Source organism: Bartonella sp. AP30XZML, from assembly GCF_042195945.1.
Taxonomy (GTDB): Bacteria; Pseudomonadota; Alphaproteobacteria; order Rhizobiales; family Rhizobiaceae; genus Bartonella.
In genome coordinates this window covers 46,844-63,206 of sequence record NZ_JBHIPJ010000118.1, presented here as the reverse complement: position 1 = coordinate 63,206, position 16,363 = coordinate 46,844, and the positions used below count along the sequence as shown (strand labels likewise).

14 protein-coding genes and 1 pseudogene are annotated in these 16,363 nt (G+C 39.0%); 10 read left to right on the top strand and 5 right to left on the bottom strand.

Translation table 11 applies throughout. The features are described 5' to 3' along the window. Positions 1-282 precede the first annotated feature (282 nt). From ACFIL2_RS09490 to ccmA, 5 genes and pseudogenes are all read right to left on the bottom strand, one after another. The gene (locus ACFIL2_RS09490; RefSeq protein WP_375633697.1) at positions 283-876 is read right to left on the bottom strand and encodes a DsbE family thiol:disulfide interchange protein; all 594 of its coding nucleotides are present in this window, start codon (positions 874-876) and stop codon (positions 283-285) included. Further along, a pseudogene (locus tag ACFIL2_RS09485) lies at positions 851-1,103 on the bottom strand (hypothetical protein). Before ACFIL2_RS09485 ends, ACFIL2_RS09490 begins: the two are co-directional and overlap by 26 nt. Beyond that, entirely contained in the window at positions 1,091-1,870 is a 780-nt protein-coding gene (locus ACFIL2_RS09480) for a heme ABC transporter permease (protein WP_375633698.1), read from the bottom strand. Before ACFIL2_RS09480 ends, ACFIL2_RS09485 begins: the two are co-directional and overlap by 13 nt. Positions 1,871-1,916: 46 nt before the next feature. Then, complete coding sequence (gene ccmB / locus ACFIL2_RS09475; protein ID WP_375617534.1) at positions 1,917-2,582, bottom strand: heme exporter protein CcmB; 666 nt, start codon at positions 2,580-2,582, stop codon at positions 1,917-1,919. An 11-nt stretch (positions 2,583-2,593) separates the two neighbouring features. Continuing rightward, the gene (ccmA, locus tag ACFIL2_RS09470; protein ID WP_375680132.1) at positions 2,594-3,205 is read right to left on the bottom strand and encodes a heme ABC exporter ATP-binding protein CcmA; all 612 of its coding nucleotides are present in this window, start codon (positions 3,203-3,205) and stop codon (positions 2,594-2,596) included. 294 nt (positions 3,206-3,499) lie between these two features. On the opposite strand from ccmA, the gene acnA reads away from it, so the two are divergent. The 10 genes from acnA to cyoD all read left to right on the top strand — a co-directional run. Then, a complete protein-coding gene (acnA, locus tag ACFIL2_RS09465; RefSeq protein ID WP_375634012.1) occupies positions 3,500-6,187 on the top strand; it encodes an aconitate hydratase AcnA in 2,688 nt (895 codons plus the stop codon). Between the two features lie 237 nt (positions 6,188-6,424). Then, on the top strand, positions 6,425-6,691 hold the full coding sequence (gene rpsT / locus ACFIL2_RS09460; RefSeq protein ID WP_273790272.1) for a 30S ribosomal protein S20: 267 nt from the start codon (positions 6,425-6,427) through the stop codon (positions 6,689-6,691). A 701-nt stretch (positions 6,692-7,392) separates the two neighbouring features. Continuing rightward, positions 7,393-8,964: a chromosomal replication initiator protein DnaA gene (dnaA, locus tag ACFIL2_RS09455; RefSeq protein WP_375611430.1), complete on the top strand. Its 1,572-nt coding sequence runs from the start codon at positions 7,393-7,395 to the stop codon at positions 8,962-8,964. Between the two features lie 186 nt (positions 8,965-9,150). Next, complete coding sequence (gene dnaN / locus ACFIL2_RS09450) at positions 9,151-10,272, top strand: DNA polymerase III subunit beta (RefSeq protein ID WP_375633700.1); 1,122 nt, start codon at positions 9,151-9,153, stop codon at positions 10,270-10,272. Positions 10,273-10,292: 20 nt separating this feature from the next. Then, positions 10,293-11,426, top strand: a complete 1,134-nt coding sequence (gene recF, locus ACFIL2_RS09445; RefSeq protein WP_375611469.1) for a DNA replication/repair protein RecF — start codon at positions 10,293-10,295, stop codon at positions 11,424-11,426. Positions 11,427-11,480: 54 nt separating this feature from the next. Further along, entirely contained in the window at positions 11,481-11,933 is a 453-nt protein-coding gene (gene aroQ, locus ACFIL2_RS09440) for a type II 3-dehydroquinate dehydratase (protein ID WP_375632160.1), read from the top strand. Between the two features lie 130 nt (positions 11,934-12,063). Then, the gene (gene cyoA, locus ACFIL2_RS09435) at positions 12,064-13,035 is read left to right on the top strand and encodes a ubiquinol oxidase subunit II (protein ID WP_375633701.1); all 972 of its coding nucleotides are present in this window, start codon (positions 12,064-12,066) and stop codon (positions 13,033-13,035) included. A gap of 76 nt (positions 13,036-13,111) precedes the next feature. Beyond that, a complete protein-coding gene (gene cyoB, locus ACFIL2_RS09430) occupies positions 13,112-15,130 on the top strand; it encodes a cytochrome o ubiquinol oxidase subunit I (RefSeq protein ID WP_375680133.1) in 2,019 nt (672 codons plus the stop codon). Beyond that, a complete protein-coding gene (locus tag ACFIL2_RS09425; protein WP_375617543.1) occupies positions 15,127-15,795 on the top strand; it encodes a cytochrome (ubi)quinol oxidase subunit III in 669 nt (222 codons plus the stop codon). The genes cyoB and ACFIL2_RS09425 overlap by 4 nt, the downstream gene beginning before the upstream one ends. Next, a partial coding sequence (gene cyoD / locus ACFIL2_RS09420) for a cytochrome o ubiquinol oxidase subunit IV (RefSeq protein WP_375681733.1) occupies positions 15,795-16,363 on the top strand: 569 nt, incomplete at its 3' end. The genes ACFIL2_RS09425 and cyoD, both read left to right, overlap by 1 nt.

Sequence of the window (16,363 nt, the reverse complement as noted above, 5' to 3'; positions counted from 1 at the left end):
TGGTTGCTGTCACTAAGCTAACGATGGTTCTATAGCAATATTGTTTTGTCCAAATAATCAAAAATAAAGCTCCCAAACAGATATTTAATCGCTAAAGAAAAATGAAAACTACTTAAAATTTTTGTCATATTTTGGAGGTTTGTTCTACAGATATTTCTTTAGACATGTTTTTGAATCAACAATGATAATACTCTTGTCAAATCTTTCTAAGAAGAATAAGTGGCCGTATAAATAAAATAGCATACATAGCATGATAAAACGTTATGTTTTTACACACCTGCATTATTTTTCTTCTGTCATAATCGCTTGTTCAATTTTTGGTAGAATTTTTTTTTGATAAATTTGCCATGTTAAGGGACCAACATGTTTGGCAATAATGATGCTCTCTTTATTCAAGAGAAAGGTTTCTGGGGGGCCATATATTCCCCAATCAATGGCTGTATATCCTGAAATATCAAAGCCAATAAATTTAAAAGGATTACCAAAACTGTTTAAAAAGCGCAGGGCGTTTGTTTTATTATCTTTATAATTAATACCAATCAGATCAAAACGTTTATCTTGTGCAATTTGCATAAGAATAGGATGCTCTTCGCGACAGGGCAAACACCAAGAGCCCCAAAAATTGACCAATGTGACACGTCCTTTAAACTGTTTTGAATTGAGATAACTTTCTTTATCAAGAAGAGGAAGATGAATATTGGGAGCAGGTTTTTCAGCCAATGCGTTTGGGAGAAGAGAAGAATCTTGAAGGTGTTTTTTATCCATAAAGTTGAAAAAAAACATCATGAGAAGAAGAAAAAGCACAAATGGTCCCAAAAAAACAAGCAGAACAGGTAAAGATATATTTTTTTTAAGTTTTGGAGGGATGTTTTTCATTATACTTTATCTTTTTGTGACAGCTCTTTTTTGTTTAGATGTTGGAGAATTTTTTTTTGGTATAGGGCTTTGCAAAGAATATATCCAATAAGACATAAGAGGGATATTGCAGAAAGCACATAGCTTAAAACAACAATTTGCTCGTGTTTAAGGGTGCTCAGGAAAAAATCAATTTTCTGAGATAGATTTCCTAAAAGTCCGCCGTGGATGCCATTTAGGTCGAGCATGATGAAGCGTCCTGTTGTTGTACACGACGGGATTTTTTAATCTGAAGTATTCGGATATAATGACTATTGATTTCATTTCGCATAGCCATCAAATAAAGAGCAATAAACATAAAGATAAAACAAAAGAGCATTGTTATAAGGGGCCATAACATAGCATTGTCGATTGTTGATCCTCCAGCACGTAACAATGATGCTGGTTGATGCAATGTATTCCACCAATTAACGGAAAATTTAATAACAGGGATATTAACAAATCCAACAAGTGTAAGAATTGCAGTAGCGCGAGCGGCTTTTACTTGGTTGTCAAAAGCACGCCCAAGCAGGATAATGGAGAGATAGATAAAAAGCAGAATTAAAACTGATGTTAATCGTGCATCCCAAACCCACCATGTTCCCCATGTAGGTCGCCCCCAAAGCGCTCCTGTCATGAGAGCCAAGGCGGTAAAAATTGCCCCAATAGGCGCTCCACATTTAAGTGCTACATCAGCAAGATGATATTTCCAAATCAGATTTCCTAATGCCGCTGCACTCATCGTTACATAGCAGAATGTAGACAACCACGCAAAGGGTACATGAAGGTACATAATCTTAACAGTAATGCCTTGTTGATAGTCATCAGGGGAATGCATCACTAGAATAAGCCCTAAGATAAGGAAACACAATGTTATGCCGGCCAACCAAGGTAAGACGACTCTGCTTATTTTCATGAAAAGGGTGAAACTTGCAGGGAGTAACCTGATTTTATATGTACGAGATAGTTTATTCATAAAATTCATAATAGGCAGAGTTTTGCTATGCGGCAATCATCTTTTATTATTCTGATAAAAGTTTAAGCGTTATCGCAGCAACAAAAGAGCTAAAGAGACTCAAAAGAAGTGAAAAAGCGCTGAGAAGAGCTAGAGAAGTGAGAAAAGAGGTATTTGGGTTTATTGGGGCTGTAGCAGCGGAAACACCAAAAATCATAATTGGAATGATCCACGGCAAGATAATGATAAAAATAAGCAAAGTACTGTGCAACAATGAGGTTGCGAGTGCAGCGCCTATAGCACCAATAAAAATAATAGCTGGTGTTCCGCATAAAAGGGTAAGTATTGTTGTAAAAGTTATTGTTATATCTAAATGGAGCATGAGGGCTAAAATAGGTGTGGCAAAAATAAGAGGAAGCATTGTTCCTACCCAATGGGCAAGACATTTTGTAAAGACAATTAGTGTAAAACTTTGTCTTTTTCCTGAAAGGATAAATTGGTCGAGATTACCATCATCACGATCGATTTGGAAAAGTTTGTTCAGATTGAGGAGTCCTGCAAGAAGGGCTCCAAACCACAATATACCTGGTCCTATTTGTGCAAGAATTTTGGGATCTGGTCCAATGGTAAAGGGGGTTATGACAACAACAGCGATAAAAAACAATAATCCTGTTAGTGAAGTGGCTTGTAGCGCTAATAATAGTTTAAGATCACGCCAGAACAGTGCTTTCATTTTATTCTCTCCTAGAGAGGTAAAAATTTTTCCAGAGCGATGTTATGGTTTTCTGGAATGCCTATGGAATTATGAGTTGCAGCGATAATCATACCACCTTGATTGAGATGACGTTGGAAAATACGGGCAAGGAGTTTTTGGGCATGGTTATCAAGCCCAGATATTGGTTCATCTAAAATCCAAAGAGGACGATAGGAGAGCAAAAGGCGAGCAATAGCTACGCGTCTTTGTTGTCCAGTTGATAGAGCGTTAAAGGGTAAATGTTCAAGGTTAGAAAGACCAATATCGGAAAGAGCTTCATGCGCAAAACGTAAATGTTGACCGTAAAAATCTGCCCAAAATTGCAAATTATCAATGACAGATAAGAGAGGTTTCATAGCATTTTGAGGACCAAGATAATGACAAGCAGTTGCAACAGGGTATATTTGATCATGGTCTTTAAGTATTATATGACCTTCAGCAGCTTCAAGAAGACCGACAATGATTCGGAGTAATGTAGACTTTCCGATACCATTAGGACCGGTGATTGTCATAAGTTGCTGTGAAAATAAACAAAAAGAAAGACCTTTAAACAGAATTTCCTCGTTTCTGTAAGCGGCTAAATCTTTGCCTGATAACACCATGTGATTGCCTATTTTGTTTTTATTTTCATATTCTTTATTGCATTATAGAATAAAAAACACATTTTTTATGCAATTGTACCTAGAATAGTTCTAGAAATAGTTCTATAAGGGATACCTTACATCAATATCTGGTGTAAAATGGTTTCTGGCGCTGATTTCCGCATTATGCCTAGAGGGTGGAGGGGAAATGGATGGCGGAGGTAATTGCGTCTGCGCTCAAGCTGCGACCTTGACTCGTAGTTTGTGTTGTTCATTCCTGGAAATTGGGTGGTTATAGTATGAGGGTGGACAGTCATGACTCAAATTGATAGCTTTAATTGTCGTAGAGTATTAAATGTTGGTGGCAAAGAATATATTTATTATAGCTTGATTGAAGCGGAGAAGAACGGACTTGAAGGTGTTTCTCGTTTACCGTTTTCGATGAAAGTTATTCTCGAAAATTTATTGCGATTCGAAGATGGTCGCACAGTTAAAAAAGAGGATATCTTCAATGTTGCTAAGTGGTTAAACGACAAAGGAAGCGCTGGGGCAGAAATTGCTTACCGTCCTGCACGTGTTCTTATGCAGGATTTTACAGGTGTTCCAGCAGTTGTTGATCTTTCTGCAATGCGTGATGCTATGGTTAAACTTGGCGGTAACGCTGAAAAAATCAATCCTCTCATTCCCGTTGATCTCATCATTGATCACTCAGTTATTGTTGATGCTTTTGGCAATTCCATGGCTTTTAAGGAAAACGTTGAGCATGAATATGAACGCAATGGTGAACGTTATCGTTTCCTTAAATGGGGGCAACAAGCCTTTCAAAATTTTCGCGTTGTTCCTCCAGGAACAGGGATTTGTCATCAGGTTAACTTAGAATATTTAGCACAATGTGTATGGATGAAGAATGAAGAGGGCTGTGAGACGATTTATCCTGACACCTGTGTGGGAACTGATTCGCATACGACTATGGTAAATGGTTTAGGGGTTTTAGGTTGGGGTGTTGGTGGTATTGAAGCAGAAGCAGCAATGTTAGGCCAACCTGTTTCTATGTTGTTACCTGAAGTGATTGGTTTTCGTCTAACAGGTAAACTTAAGGAAGGTGTAACAGCCACCGATCTCGTATTAACGGTGACCCAAATGCTACGTCGGAAGGGTGTTGTCGGTAAATTTGTTGAGTTTTTTGGTCCTGGTTTGGAGCATATGACGCTTGCTGATCGGGCAACGATTGGAAATATGGCACCTGAATATGGAGCAACGTGTGGTTTTTTCCCAATTGATAAGGAGACAGTGCGTTATCTCAATATGACAGGGCGTGATGAAAGTCGGATTGCCTTAGTGGAGGCTTATACCAAAGCACAAGGGATGTGGCATGATGAAATGGTGGCTCATCCCATTTTTAGTGATACAATTGAATTAGATATGGGAACCGTTGTCCCTTCTATGGCTGGTCCTAAACGTCCTGAAGGACGTATTGCGTTGGAAAATGTTGGGCAGGGTTTTGAGAAGGCATTGGTCGAAGACTATAAGAAGACTTCTGGACAAGATAAGCGTTATCAGGTTGAGGGTGAAGAATATACGCTTGGTCACGGTGATGTGGTGATCGCTGCGATTACGTCGTGTACGAATACATCGAATCCAAGTGTTCTTATTGCAGCGGGTCTTTTGGCACGAAATGCTGTGGCAAAGGGTCTTAAGAGTAAACCATGGGTAAAAACTTCTCTTGCACCTGGTTCACAAGTCGTTGAAGCTTACCTTCAAAATTCGGGTCTGCAAAAAGATTTAGATGCATTAGGATTTAACTTAGTAGGATTTGGGTGCACAACATGTATTGGGAATTCTGGTCCTTTGCATCCAGCTATTTCCAAAACGATTAATGACAATGGTATAATTGCATCTGCGGTTCTTTCAGGAAATCGTAATTTTGAAGGGCGTGTTTCCCCTGATGTGCAAGCGAATTATTTAGCTTCACCACCGTTAGTTGTTGCACATGCGCTCATCGGGACGGTGTGTAAAGATTTAACCAAGGAGCCTCTAGGTGAAGATTCAAATGGCCACCCCATTTATTTGAGAGATATTTGGCCAACTTCTCAAGAAATACAGGAGTTTATCGAAAAAAATGTCACGCGGAAGGTTTTTGCCGAAAAGTATGCAGATGTTTTTAAGGGAGATGAAAATTGGCAAAAAGTTCAGATTCCTACGGGTTCTACCTATTCTTGGGATGAGCAATCCACCTATGTACGCAATCCACCTTATTTCGATGATATGCAGAAAACACCTGATATCTTACCAGATATTAAAGATGCACGGATTTTAGGTTTATTTGGTGATAAAATCACGACGGATCATATTTCTCCTGCTGGTTCTATTAAAGCAGCTTCTCCTGCCGGAAAATATTTAATGGATCATGGTGTTAAAGTGGCTGATTTTAATCAGTATGGAACGCGTCGTGGGAATCATGAAGTTATGGTGCGTGGGACCTTTGCCAATATTCGCATTCGTAATTTCATGTTAGGGAAAAATGGTCGAGAAGGAGGTTATACGGTTCATTATCCGTCAGCGGTAGAACAAACCATTTACGATGCAGCAATGGCGTATAAACAAGAAGGTATTCCACTCGTTGTTTTTGCAGGTATTGAATATGGTAATGGATCATCCCGCGATTGGGCTGCCAAGGGGACCAATCTTCTTGGTGTCAAAGCAGTGATTGTGCAGTCTTTTGAAAGGATTCATCGCTCTAATCTTGTTGGTATGGGCATTGTCCCTTTTGTCTTTGAAGAGGGACTAAGTTGGAAATCTTTAGGCTTAAAGGGAGATGAAAAGGTGACAATTGAAGGGATTCATAACTTGAAACCTCGTCAAAAGACTGTAGCGAAAATTACTTTTTCTGATGGTACGGTAAAAACCGTTCCATTATTATGCCGTGTTGATACTGAAGATGAGCTAGATTATTTGCATCATGGTGGAATTTTGCAATATGTCTTGCGTAAGTTAGCCGTTTAAATTCTTTTGTTTGTTAAGGAATATCTATTATTAAGCTATAAAGTTGCGGATCAAAGAGTTTGGCTTCGTTTTTTTATGGCTATCTTTGAAAATCTAATTGACGTTAGCTTTAGGATTGCGCTATAAACCACACAGTTATAGGCAGCTTTATAGTTTTGCTTGGGTTGGATTTATTTATATTGGTAGAGTTGTTATTGAGACTCATTTTACCAAGGTGTTGAAAGAGAGATTATATTTATGGCGAATACACCTTCTGCTCGAAAAGCGGTGCGCAAGGTTGCGGCGCGCACACAGGTTAATAAGGCCCGCCGTTCACGCGTTCGTACTTTTATACGTAAGTTTGATGATGCTTTAGCGGGTGGCGATAAGGCATCTGCAGAGATTGCATTTAAGAATTTTGAGCCTGAAATTATGCGTGCAGTTTCTAAAGGGGTTTTTCATAAAAATGCTGCTGCGAGGAAAGTATCGCGTTTAGCTAAACGTTTGAAGGCTCTCAGCGTTTAAGCTTTTCTCCTTTAATTGAGAACAAAGCCAGTATCCATGAGGATGCTGGCTTTTTGTTTATTATTTCAAAAAGTTTCTATTGAAAATAAGAATCGATAATGATTCTCCACTTGAAAAAGGAGAGAAAGTTTATAGGGGGAGGTATGGTTATCCACAAGCTTTGTGGATTTGTACAGAGTCTTTTTTGTCAAGCATTTTATTTTTTTTTTTAAATCTGAAGAGATTCTTTAATTATTGGTAAATTTAGAGAAAAAAAATGAATTGAATCAATATTTTTTTCAGTCCTCATTAATATAAGCATTTTTTTCGGGTTTTTTGATTTTATTTTGACCTCTTGCATTTTACCTCTGCTGTTTTGTATGGTTCTTATGAAGACTAAGAAGCATGAAGGGGTCACATCAGCGCATTATTCTGTATTTTGTTGAATACAAGATGTTTTGATTTAGGCTTTTCGAAACTTTTGTGTTGGAGAGGTTTTCTGACGGTTTTTTAGTTTTCTTAATGGATATGTTTACCATTTTAGAAGGGTGGGTCATATCATGAGTGCAAGTAAATCTTATTGGTCATCTTTGTTAGTGGGGTTGTGATGAGGCTATCCTAGGGGAGGGTGAGTAATCTTATTTGGGGTAGGGCGTTTTGCCTTCGCTAGATTTATTTTAGTTGTTTGGCAGGACAAAATTTTATTTTTATCAGGATGGAAGATGGTGGATAAATTGAACTCTAAAGCTAGTTCCTTTAAAAGGGTTTCGGTAAATATCCTGTCGGCAGAGAACATAATAAAGAATAGGATGACGGAAAGTGATGAGAACGTTTGTAGAAATGCTTCTATAGGGCATTCTATTGTTTCAGAGGAGGAAAGTGCGGCGGCTTTTATACGTGTTATGGCGCAATTAAAGGTGCAGGTTGGTGTTGAGGCTTATACCAGTTGGTTTGGACGTGTGAAGCTTGCTGAATATAGTCATACTCTTGTAAAGCTTTCTGTTCCTACTGCTTTTTTACGTTCATGGATTAATAATCACTATGGTTCTCTTCTGACACATTTATGGAAACAAGAGAATTCAGCAATTCTTCGTGTTGAAGTTATTGTTCGTGGTATGGAACGCGTTTCAAGAGATGTCGTTTGTAAAAGAAGTGTTCCTCCTGTTGTGCTAGAGGAGCAGGCGACTTCATCTTTTGTTGAAAGTTGCGCAGAGCATTCAGTTAAGAATTCTCAAACGGGAGTTTTTGGATCTCCACTTGATTCTCGCTATACTTTTGAAAGTTTTGTTGAGGGGGCTTCTAATCGTGTTGCTTTAGCAGCAGCGCGTTCCATTGCAGAAGGGCATAAAAGTGCTTTGCGTTTTAATCCTCTTTTTATTCACGCATCTGTTGGCTTAGGAAAAACACATTTGCTTCAAGCGATTGCTGCTTCTGCATTGAAGCGTTTAACGTCTGCGCGCGTTATTTATTTAACTGCTGAATATTTTATGTGGCGTTTTGCAACAGCTATTCGTGATAATGATGCTCTTTCTTTTAAAGAACAGCTTCGTGATATCGACCTTTTGATTATTGATGATATGCAGTTTTTGCAGGGTAAGTCGATACAACATGAGTTTTGCCATTTGCTTAATATGTTGCTTGATAGTGCAAAACAGGTTGTTGTCGCTGCAGATCGTCCACCAGCAGAATTAGAATCGCTTGATCTTCGCGTTCGCTCTCGTCTTCAGGGAGGGGTCGCTCTTGAAATTGAAGCACCAGATTATGAAATGCGTTTGCAAATGTTGCGCCAGCGGTTGAAGGTGGCACAACAAGATGATGGCATGGTATCAATTTCTGATGATATCTTGGAATATATTGCGAAAACGGTTTTAGGGTCTGGGCGTGATATTGAAGGTGCATTTAATCAGCTCTTGTTTCGTCAATCTTTTGAGTCTGATTTATCTTTAGAGCGGATTGATGAGTTATTAGGTCACTTGACACGTCCTGGTGAACCTAAGCGTATTCGGATTGAAGAAATTCAGCGTACGGTAGCACGCCATTATAATGTTTCTAAACAGGACTTGTTATCTAATCGTCGAACACGTACGGTTGTGAAGCCACGGCAAGTTGCAATGTATTTAGCAAAAGTATTAACTCCTCGCTCATTACCAGAAATTGGGCGCCGTTTTGGTGGGCGTGATCATACAACAGTTTTACACGCTGTGCGTAAAATTGAAGATTTGGTTTGTGGTGATCAGACCTTGGCTAAGGAACTTGAGTTGCTTAAGCGGTTGATTGGAGAACAGGCTGTATAGTGTTTATCGTTTCTTTCTTTGGAGAGACTTTAAAGAATTTAATGAAAAGATTTATTTTTTCTTATGCAGGAGTGACTTGCCATTTTAAGAGAGGTTTAATAAACTCTAGCAGGCGATTCTCTAAAGGGATCTATTCTTTAATTCTAAGGAATTCTTATAGTTTTTAGTAAATCATACGGGGCTTTTATGCGTATTACAGTTGATCGCAGTCAATTTCTCAAGTCTCTTGGTCGGGTTCACCGTGTGGTAGAGCGCCGTAATACTGTTCCTATTTTATCGAATGTGTTGATTGATGCAGAAAATGTCCGTGTACAGTTAAAAGCAACAGACCTTGATTTAGAGGTTATGGAATCTTTTGCAGTTAATGTTAAACAAGCTGGAGCAACAACTGTTCCGGCACATTTGCTCTATGATATCATTCGAAAACTTCCTGATAGCAATGAAGTTGTATTATCCCTCGATGAGAATCAAGCAGGTACAATGTCCGTTGTTTCGGGTTGTGCACATTTTCAGCTTCAATGTCTTCCGAAGGCAGACTTTCCAGAGTCGCTTCCTGGGCAATTTGGTTATCGTTTTTCTCTATCGGCATCAGGCTTAAAACATTTACTTGATTGTACACAATTTGCTATTTCTACTGAAGAAACCCGTTATTATCTTAATGGTATTTATTTCCATATTATTAATGATGGTGTTTTGAAATTGCGTTTGGTTGCAACTGATGGTCATCGTTTGGCACAAGTTGAGATGGAAGCTCCTTCGGGAGTTGAGGGAATGCCTGGTGTTATTGTTCCCCGTAAAGCTGTAGGAGAATTGCAAAAACTTCTTTCAGAAGAAAATGATAGCGATGTATGTATAGAGCTTTCGGAGACAAAAATTCGTTTTTCTATAGGCTCTGTGATTTTTACATCAAAATTAATTGATGGAACATTTCCAGATTATCAACGTGTTATCCCTCTTGGAAATGATAAAGAATTAATTGTTAATAGGCAGGACTTTTCTTCTGCAGTTGATCGTGTTTCAACGATTTCAAGTGATCGGGGGCGTGCAGTTAAATTAACGATTGAGCATGGACAGTTAAGGCTTGTTGTTAATAGCCCAGATTCGGGCAGTGCAGAAGATCAATTATCAGTAACTTATGCATCTGAACCGCTTGAGATAGGATTTAATTCACGTTATCTTTTGGATATTGCTGGGCAGCTTTCAAGTGATGAGATGGTTTTTATGTTGGCTGAGGCTGGAGCACCAGCTCTGATTCGTGATAATGATGATGCGAATGTGCTCTATGTACTGATGCCTATTCGCGTTTAGGGGCAGTTGTTTTGCAATGCATGGCCAGTCATGTGCACAAAGTGGCAGTGAGGCAGCTGAAGCTTTTACGTTATCGCAATTATTCTTTTTTCAATATTCATTTTTCTGGTCAGCATGTGGTTTTTACTGGCCATAATGGTGCTGGTAAGACGAACCTTTTAGAGGCGTTATCTTTTCTTTCTCCTGGTCGTGGTTTGCGGCGTGCTGTTTATTCTGACGTTAGCTTTGTAGATGGTGGTGGTGGAGGATTTGTTGTATTTGCGCGTCTTGAATGCGCTCTTTATGGTGAAGTAAAGATTGGTACAGCTTTTGAGGTTAGCGATAACAGTCGAAAGGTCCATATTAATGGTGTGAATGAGTCGAGTGATTGCCTAACAGATTATTGTCATATTAGTGTCCTAACACCGTCTATGGATGGTCTTTTTACAGGTCCTTCACTTGAGCGCCGTAGTTTTTTGGACCGTATGGTTTTGGCGATTGATCCCTTGCATAGGCGCCGCATAGCCGATTATGATAGAGCTATGCGCGCACGTAATCGTTTGTTTTTAGATGGAAATGAAGATTGTGCTTGGTTTGATGCTTTAGAAAAGCAAATGGCAGAATTGGCGACAGCTATTTCTGCGGCGCGTGTTGATGTTATTCGTCTTTTAAATGACATGTTTACACAAATGCCCTCACAGATACCTTTTCCACGAGCTTTTTTGCAAATTGATGGTTTTTTAGAAACAGCTCTTAGTGAAATATCAGCAACTGAAGTTGAAGAACAATTTTGTGATCGATTGCGGCATAATCGCGCAATGGATCGTGCTGCTGGTCGGACGTTAGAAGGACCACATCGTGCAGATTTGCAGGTTTTTTATGCTGATAAAAATAGAGCAGCAACATCTTGTTCAACAGGTGAACAAAAAGCGCTGCTAACAGGTTTAGTTTTGTGTCATGCACGTCTAACAGGTATGATGTCGGAAAGATCTCCCATTCTTCTTCTTGATGAAATGGCTGCCCATCTTGATTCGCATCGACGTGCTGCTCTATTTGATATTCTTGATGATTTAGCTGTACAAACATTTATGACAGGAACAGATCGTCTTTTATTTGATGACTTAAAAGGACGCGCAGAATTCTTTGAGATTAAGGATGGCGCTTTATTGCCGTAAAAACATGCTAAATATTTTTTTAATAAGTGATAGATCTGAAAGAAAAGGCTTGCTATGTCAGAGATAATAACGATTTTAAATGGTCCTAATTTAAATTTTCTAGGTCAACGTGAGCCAGAAATTTATGGAACTGAAACTCTAGAAGATATTGAAAAAAGATGCAGAGAATGGGCAAAAAAAAATGATATCATAATAAATTTTTATCAAAGTAATTGTGAAGGGCAATTAGTAGCATGGATACAAGAAGCAATAGAGGCAAGTTCTGGATTGATCATTAACCCAGCGGCTTACAGTCATACATCTGTTGCACTTCTTGATGCCCTAAAAATGTTTTCAGGGCCGAAAGTAGAAGTTCATTTATCTCATATTTATCAGCGTGAAGCTTTTCGTCACCATTCTTATACATCTGCAGGTGTAGACGCTATCATAACTGGGTGTGGAGGTGATGGATATCGGTTTGCACTTGAGTATATTGCAAAACAATTAAGCAAAACAATTAAATTGTGATAGGTAAAGAGTAAGCGTTTAATAAGAGTAATATAGGCATTTAATTCTCTTGATAATTATTTTCAAATCTGTACAATGTGAGGTATATATTTATGACAGTTTTTAGTGCGTATGACGGGGGTAAATAGAGATGAAAAGCTTTGTTAGACAATTAGAAATGCTTGTGATTTTAGGGGGATCACTGCTTTTGTCTGGTTGTAAAATTGATGTTATGCAGCCATCAGGTTATGTTGCACGTCAACAGCTCATTTTGATCGTTGTTTGTGTGGTGGTGATGCTTTGTATTGTTATCCCAGTTATGGTGAGTGTGGTATTTTTAGCTATAAAATATCGTGCATCGAATATGAAAGCGGACTATTCTCCTGATTGGGCACATTCAAATAAAATTGAAGCATTGATGTGGGGTATTCCAGTTGTAATTGTAATGGTTTTAGGTTCATTAACAGCTTATTATACCTATAAGCTTGAACCTACAAATCCTCTTCCAGTGGAAGTTGTAGGTGAAGGAAAGCCATTACAGATTGATGCTGTTGCTCTTGATTGGAAATGGCTTTTTATTTATCCTGAATACGGTGTTGCATCGATTAATGAGATTTATGCGCCTGAAGGACGTCAAGTTTTATTGCAATTGACGTCAGAGAATTCTGTCAATGCTTTTTGGGTTCCCAAATTGGGTACTGTTCTTTACGCTATGCCGCAGATGAATGCTAAGTTGCATTTGGTCGCTGAAGAGCAAGGAGTATTCAAAGGAGCCTCAGCAAATTATAGTGGTGATGGTTTTTCGGGTATGCGGTTTAAGTGGCATTCTGTGTCTTTGCAGGATTTTGAGGATTGGATTGTAAAAGCTCGGGCTAATGGTCGAGTACTTGATCGTTCATCTTATCGTCAACTTTCTATTGCGCCTCGTATGGGTGATATTGCTGCGAAGGAAAAAGATGCTGAAGTTCGTTATTTTGCACCTGTTGAGAAGCGGCTTTACTATCGTGTTGTTAATCGATGTGTCGATGAAAAGACGGTATGTAATGAAGATTTAATGAAACGTGCTGCTGTTCAGACGCTATGGGGTGCACTATGTTCAGTATTTGATCCTGATGTTATTTAACAGAGTCAATAAAGTAAAGAGCCCTTTTAACAAAGGTTTCTTTTAAACTTGAATTTCATTTGAAATGGGTTGAGAAATGTTTGGAAGACTTACAGATCCTACGGCAGGTGCTTTTCATGCGCTTGCACATGAACCGATCGTTTTGTATACATGTATTGCGATTGTTTTGGTTGGTTTAATTGCTGTTATTGCTCTAACAGTACTTGGGTGGTGGGGGATTCTATGGCGAAATTGGATTACAACGGTTGACCATAAACGCATAGGTATTATGTACATCGTTCTTGGAATTATTATGCTTGTTCGCGGTTTTGCGGACGCACTTATGATGCGAACGCATCAAGCTTTAGCTCTTGGGAGTGAAACAGCAGGTTATTTGCCCCCTGAGCATTTTGATCAAATTTTTTCGGCGCATGGTACGATCATGATTTTTTTCATGGCCACGCCTATTTTATTTGGTCTTTTTAATTATCTTATACCACTTCAAATTGGTGCGCGTGATGTTGCTTTTCCCTTTGCAAATAATCTAGGTTTTTGGATTACGGCTGCAGGGGCGATATTGATTAACATATCCCTAGGTGTTGGGAATTTTGGTCGTGGTGGTTGGTTGATGTATCCACCTTTTACAGAATTGCAAACGAGTCCAGATACAGGGGTAGATTATTATTTATGGTCACTTCAGCTTTCTGGTATTGCAACAACAATGGGATCAGTGAATTTCATTGCAACGATGATTAAAATGCGTGCTCCTGGAATGACAATGATGAGAATGCCTATTTTTTGTTGGAGTGCTTTTGTCAGCAATGTTCTTATTGTAGTCATTTATCCTGTTTTGGCTGTAGCATTTGCACTCTTGGCATGTGATCGTTATTTGAACATGAATTTCTTTACCAATGTTGGTGGCGGAAATCCGATGGTATGGATTAACTATGTTTGGGTTTTTGGTCATCCTGAGGTTTATGTTTTGGTTGTTCCTGCTTTTGGAATTGTTTCTGAAGTTGTATCAACTTTTTCTTCAAAACGCCTCTTTGGTTATACTTCAATGATATGGGCCATGTTGGTTATTTTGATTCTTTCGCTTCTTGTTTGGGGACATCATTTCTTCACAATGGGTGGGGGTGAAGCTGTAAATACCTTTTTTAGTATTGCTACGATGATTATTGCAGTTCCAACCGGTGTAAAAGTTTTTAATTGGCTGCTTACGATGTATAGAGGTCGGATTCGCTTTGAGCCTCCTATGCTTTGGTGCATGGGTATGATCTTTACATTTGTTGGTGGTGGATTAACAGGTGTTTTATTATCTATTGTTCCTGCTGATTGGCAGTTTCATAATTCGCTCTTTTTGATAGCACATTTCCATCATACAATTATTGGAGGTGTGGTTTTTGCGTACTTAGCGGGGATTGCATTTTGGTTTCCAAAAGTTTTTGGTTATAAACCAAATCGCATACTAGGTATTACATCTTTTTGGTGTTGGTTTATTGGTTTTTACCTTGCCTTTTTTCCCGTTTATGCGCTTGGTTTAATGGGGGCGACGCGTCGTCTTCAGCATTACATGGAACCTAGTTGGCAGCCGATGTTTATTATTGCTGCATTGGGTGCTTGTATTATCTTACTTGGTATCCTTTGTTTCGTGCTACAGGTTGTTTTGGCGATTTGGTACGGTATTAAGCATAAAGGGCACTTACCGGTAACATTAAATGATTCTTGGGGTGATGCACGTACACTTGAATGGTTTACCTCTTCACCGCCTCCTTCCTATAATTTTGCCCTCCTTCCAAAGATACAGTCTGATGATGCTTATTGGAATATGAAGAAAAGTGGTTATCAACGGCCGATAAGTGGATTTACAAAAATTCATATGCCTTCGAATACATCGGCTGGAATTATTGCTGGCTTCTTCTCATTAGTTGTTGGTTTTGCGCTTGTTTGGCATATTTGGTGGCTTGTTGCGGTTGGACTGGTTGGTTTTATCGCAACGCTTGTGTGTCATTCATTAACAGGTGATCATCATGGTTACTATATTCCAGCTGAAGAAGTGCAAAAAACTGAAGATGCCTTTACGGCTGTTCTTAAAGAACGAGGAGTAATAGTATGAGTGCTGTAACAATGAATAACGCGAGCACTATAGATGAACTTCACCACGATAGTAGCTCGGTAATGACGTTTGGTTTTTGGGTCTATATTCTTTCAGACTTAATCCTGTTTTCGACACTGTTTTCAAGTTTTGCTGTATTTTCTGCTTCTTATGGTGGTGGTAAAGCGGGCAGTGAGTTTATAGATTTAAAGTTTGTTTTGGTTGAGACTGCTTTCTTGTTGTTTTCATCCGTCACTTATGGCTTTGCAATGGTACAAGCACATAAAAATAACATCAGTGGTGTGCGTTTATGGATGGCTATTACCTTTGTATTGGGGTGTTGCTTCATTGGTATGGAACTTTACGAATTTCATGAACTTTTGAGTGAGGTTTTTTATTTCGATCCAAATGCTTATGCGGGTATTGATCCTGCAACAGGTTTACAGCTTTTTGGACGGGAAATTCTCTCTGCTTATTGGTCAGCATTTTTTGCTTTGGTTGGCACCCATGGACTTCACGTAAGTGTTGGCCTTCTTTGGATGGTTGTGATGTTTTTTCATCTTCGTCGTAATGGCTTGGATCAGAACAATAAGACACGTTTAGCATGCCTTTCCATTTTTTGGCATTTACTTGATATTGTATGGATTGGTGTTTTCACCATGGTTTATCTATTAGGAGCGTTGTGATGAGCGTGCAAAATGAAACACATGGTCCCAGTACTGGTTCCTATTTGGTTGGTTTTATTCTGGCTGTATTTTTCACTTTGGGTTCTTTTATTCCTGTGATGTATGGAATGATGGAAAGTTGGGCAGTTAGTACAAAGGTTGCGTATCTTATTGGGATGGCGATTATTCAGATTATAGTACAAATTGTTTTCTTTTTGCACTTGAATTCTGGTCCAGACGCCAAGTGGAATTTAAGCGCGTTGTGGTTTGCTGCTATTTGCGTTTTTGTTATTATTGGGGGAACTTGGTGGGCTATTTCTCATTTGAATTATAATATGATGGGTGGTTCAGGACGTGTTATTGAACCGGAAATATCAAGTAGAGATGATTCTTCAGTGTCTGAGCAGTTATCAACCAAAGATATATCCGTAAGAAAACAGCCAGAAAAGATACAGGGCTCAGAGGTTTCGATGGAGCAAGGTGCAAGTACGCAAACTCTTGTAGAACAGGCACCTAGTTCAGAAATGCCTATGGGGCAGGGTCTAGGTACGCAAACTCCTGTAGATCAAGCACCTGGTTCAGAAATGCC

Excerpts from the sequence above, each read along its gene's own strand:
- ACFIL2_RS09490 (WP_375633697.1), bottom strand. The coding sequence starts at position 876 with ATGAAAAACATCCCTCCAAAACTTAAAAAAAATATATCTTTACCTGTT.
- ACFIL2_RS09480 (WP_375633698.1), bottom strand. The coding sequence starts at position 1,870 with ATGAATAAACTATCTCGTACATATAAAATCAGGTTACTCCCTGCAAGT.
- ccmB (WP_375617534.1), bottom strand. The coding sequence starts at position 2,582 with ATGAAAGCACTGTTCTGGCGTGATCTTAAACTATTATTAGCGCTACAA.
- ccmA (WP_375680132.1), bottom strand. The coding sequence starts at position 3,205 with ATGGTGTTATCAGGCAAAGATTTAGCCGCTTACAGAAACGAGGAAATT.
- acnA (WP_375634012.1), top strand. The coding sequence starts at position 3,500 with ATGACTCAAATTGATAGCTTTAATTGTCGTAGAGTATTAAATGTTGGT.
- rpsT (WP_273790272.1), top strand. The coding sequence starts at position 6,425 with ATGGCGAATACACCTTCTGCTCGAAAAGCGGTGCGCAAGGTTGCGGCG.
- dnaA (WP_375611430.1), top strand. The coding sequence starts at position 7,393 with ATGGTGGATAAATTGAACTCTAAAGCTAGTTCCTTTAAAAGGGTTTCG.
- dnaN (WP_375633700.1), top strand. The coding sequence starts at position 9,151 with ATGCGTATTACAGTTGATCGCAGTCAATTTCTCAAGTCTCTTGGTCGG.
- recF (WP_375611469.1), top strand. The coding sequence starts at position 10,293 with ATGGCCAGTCATGTGCACAAAGTGGCAGTGAGGCAGCTGAAGCTTTTA.
- aroQ (WP_375632160.1), top strand. The coding sequence starts at position 11,481 with ATGTCAGAGATAATAACGATTTTAAATGGTCCTAATTTAAATTTTCTA.
- cyoA (WP_375633701.1), top strand. The coding sequence starts at position 12,064 with ATGAAAAGCTTTGTTAGACAATTAGAAATGCTTGTGATTTTAGGGGGA.
- cyoB (WP_375680133.1), top strand. The coding sequence starts at position 13,112 with ATGTTTGGAAGACTTACAGATCCTACGGCAGGTGCTTTTCATGCGCTT.
- ACFIL2_RS09425 (WP_375617543.1), top strand. The coding sequence starts at position 15,127 with ATGAGTGCTGTAACAATGAATAACGCGAGCACTATAGATGAACTTCAC.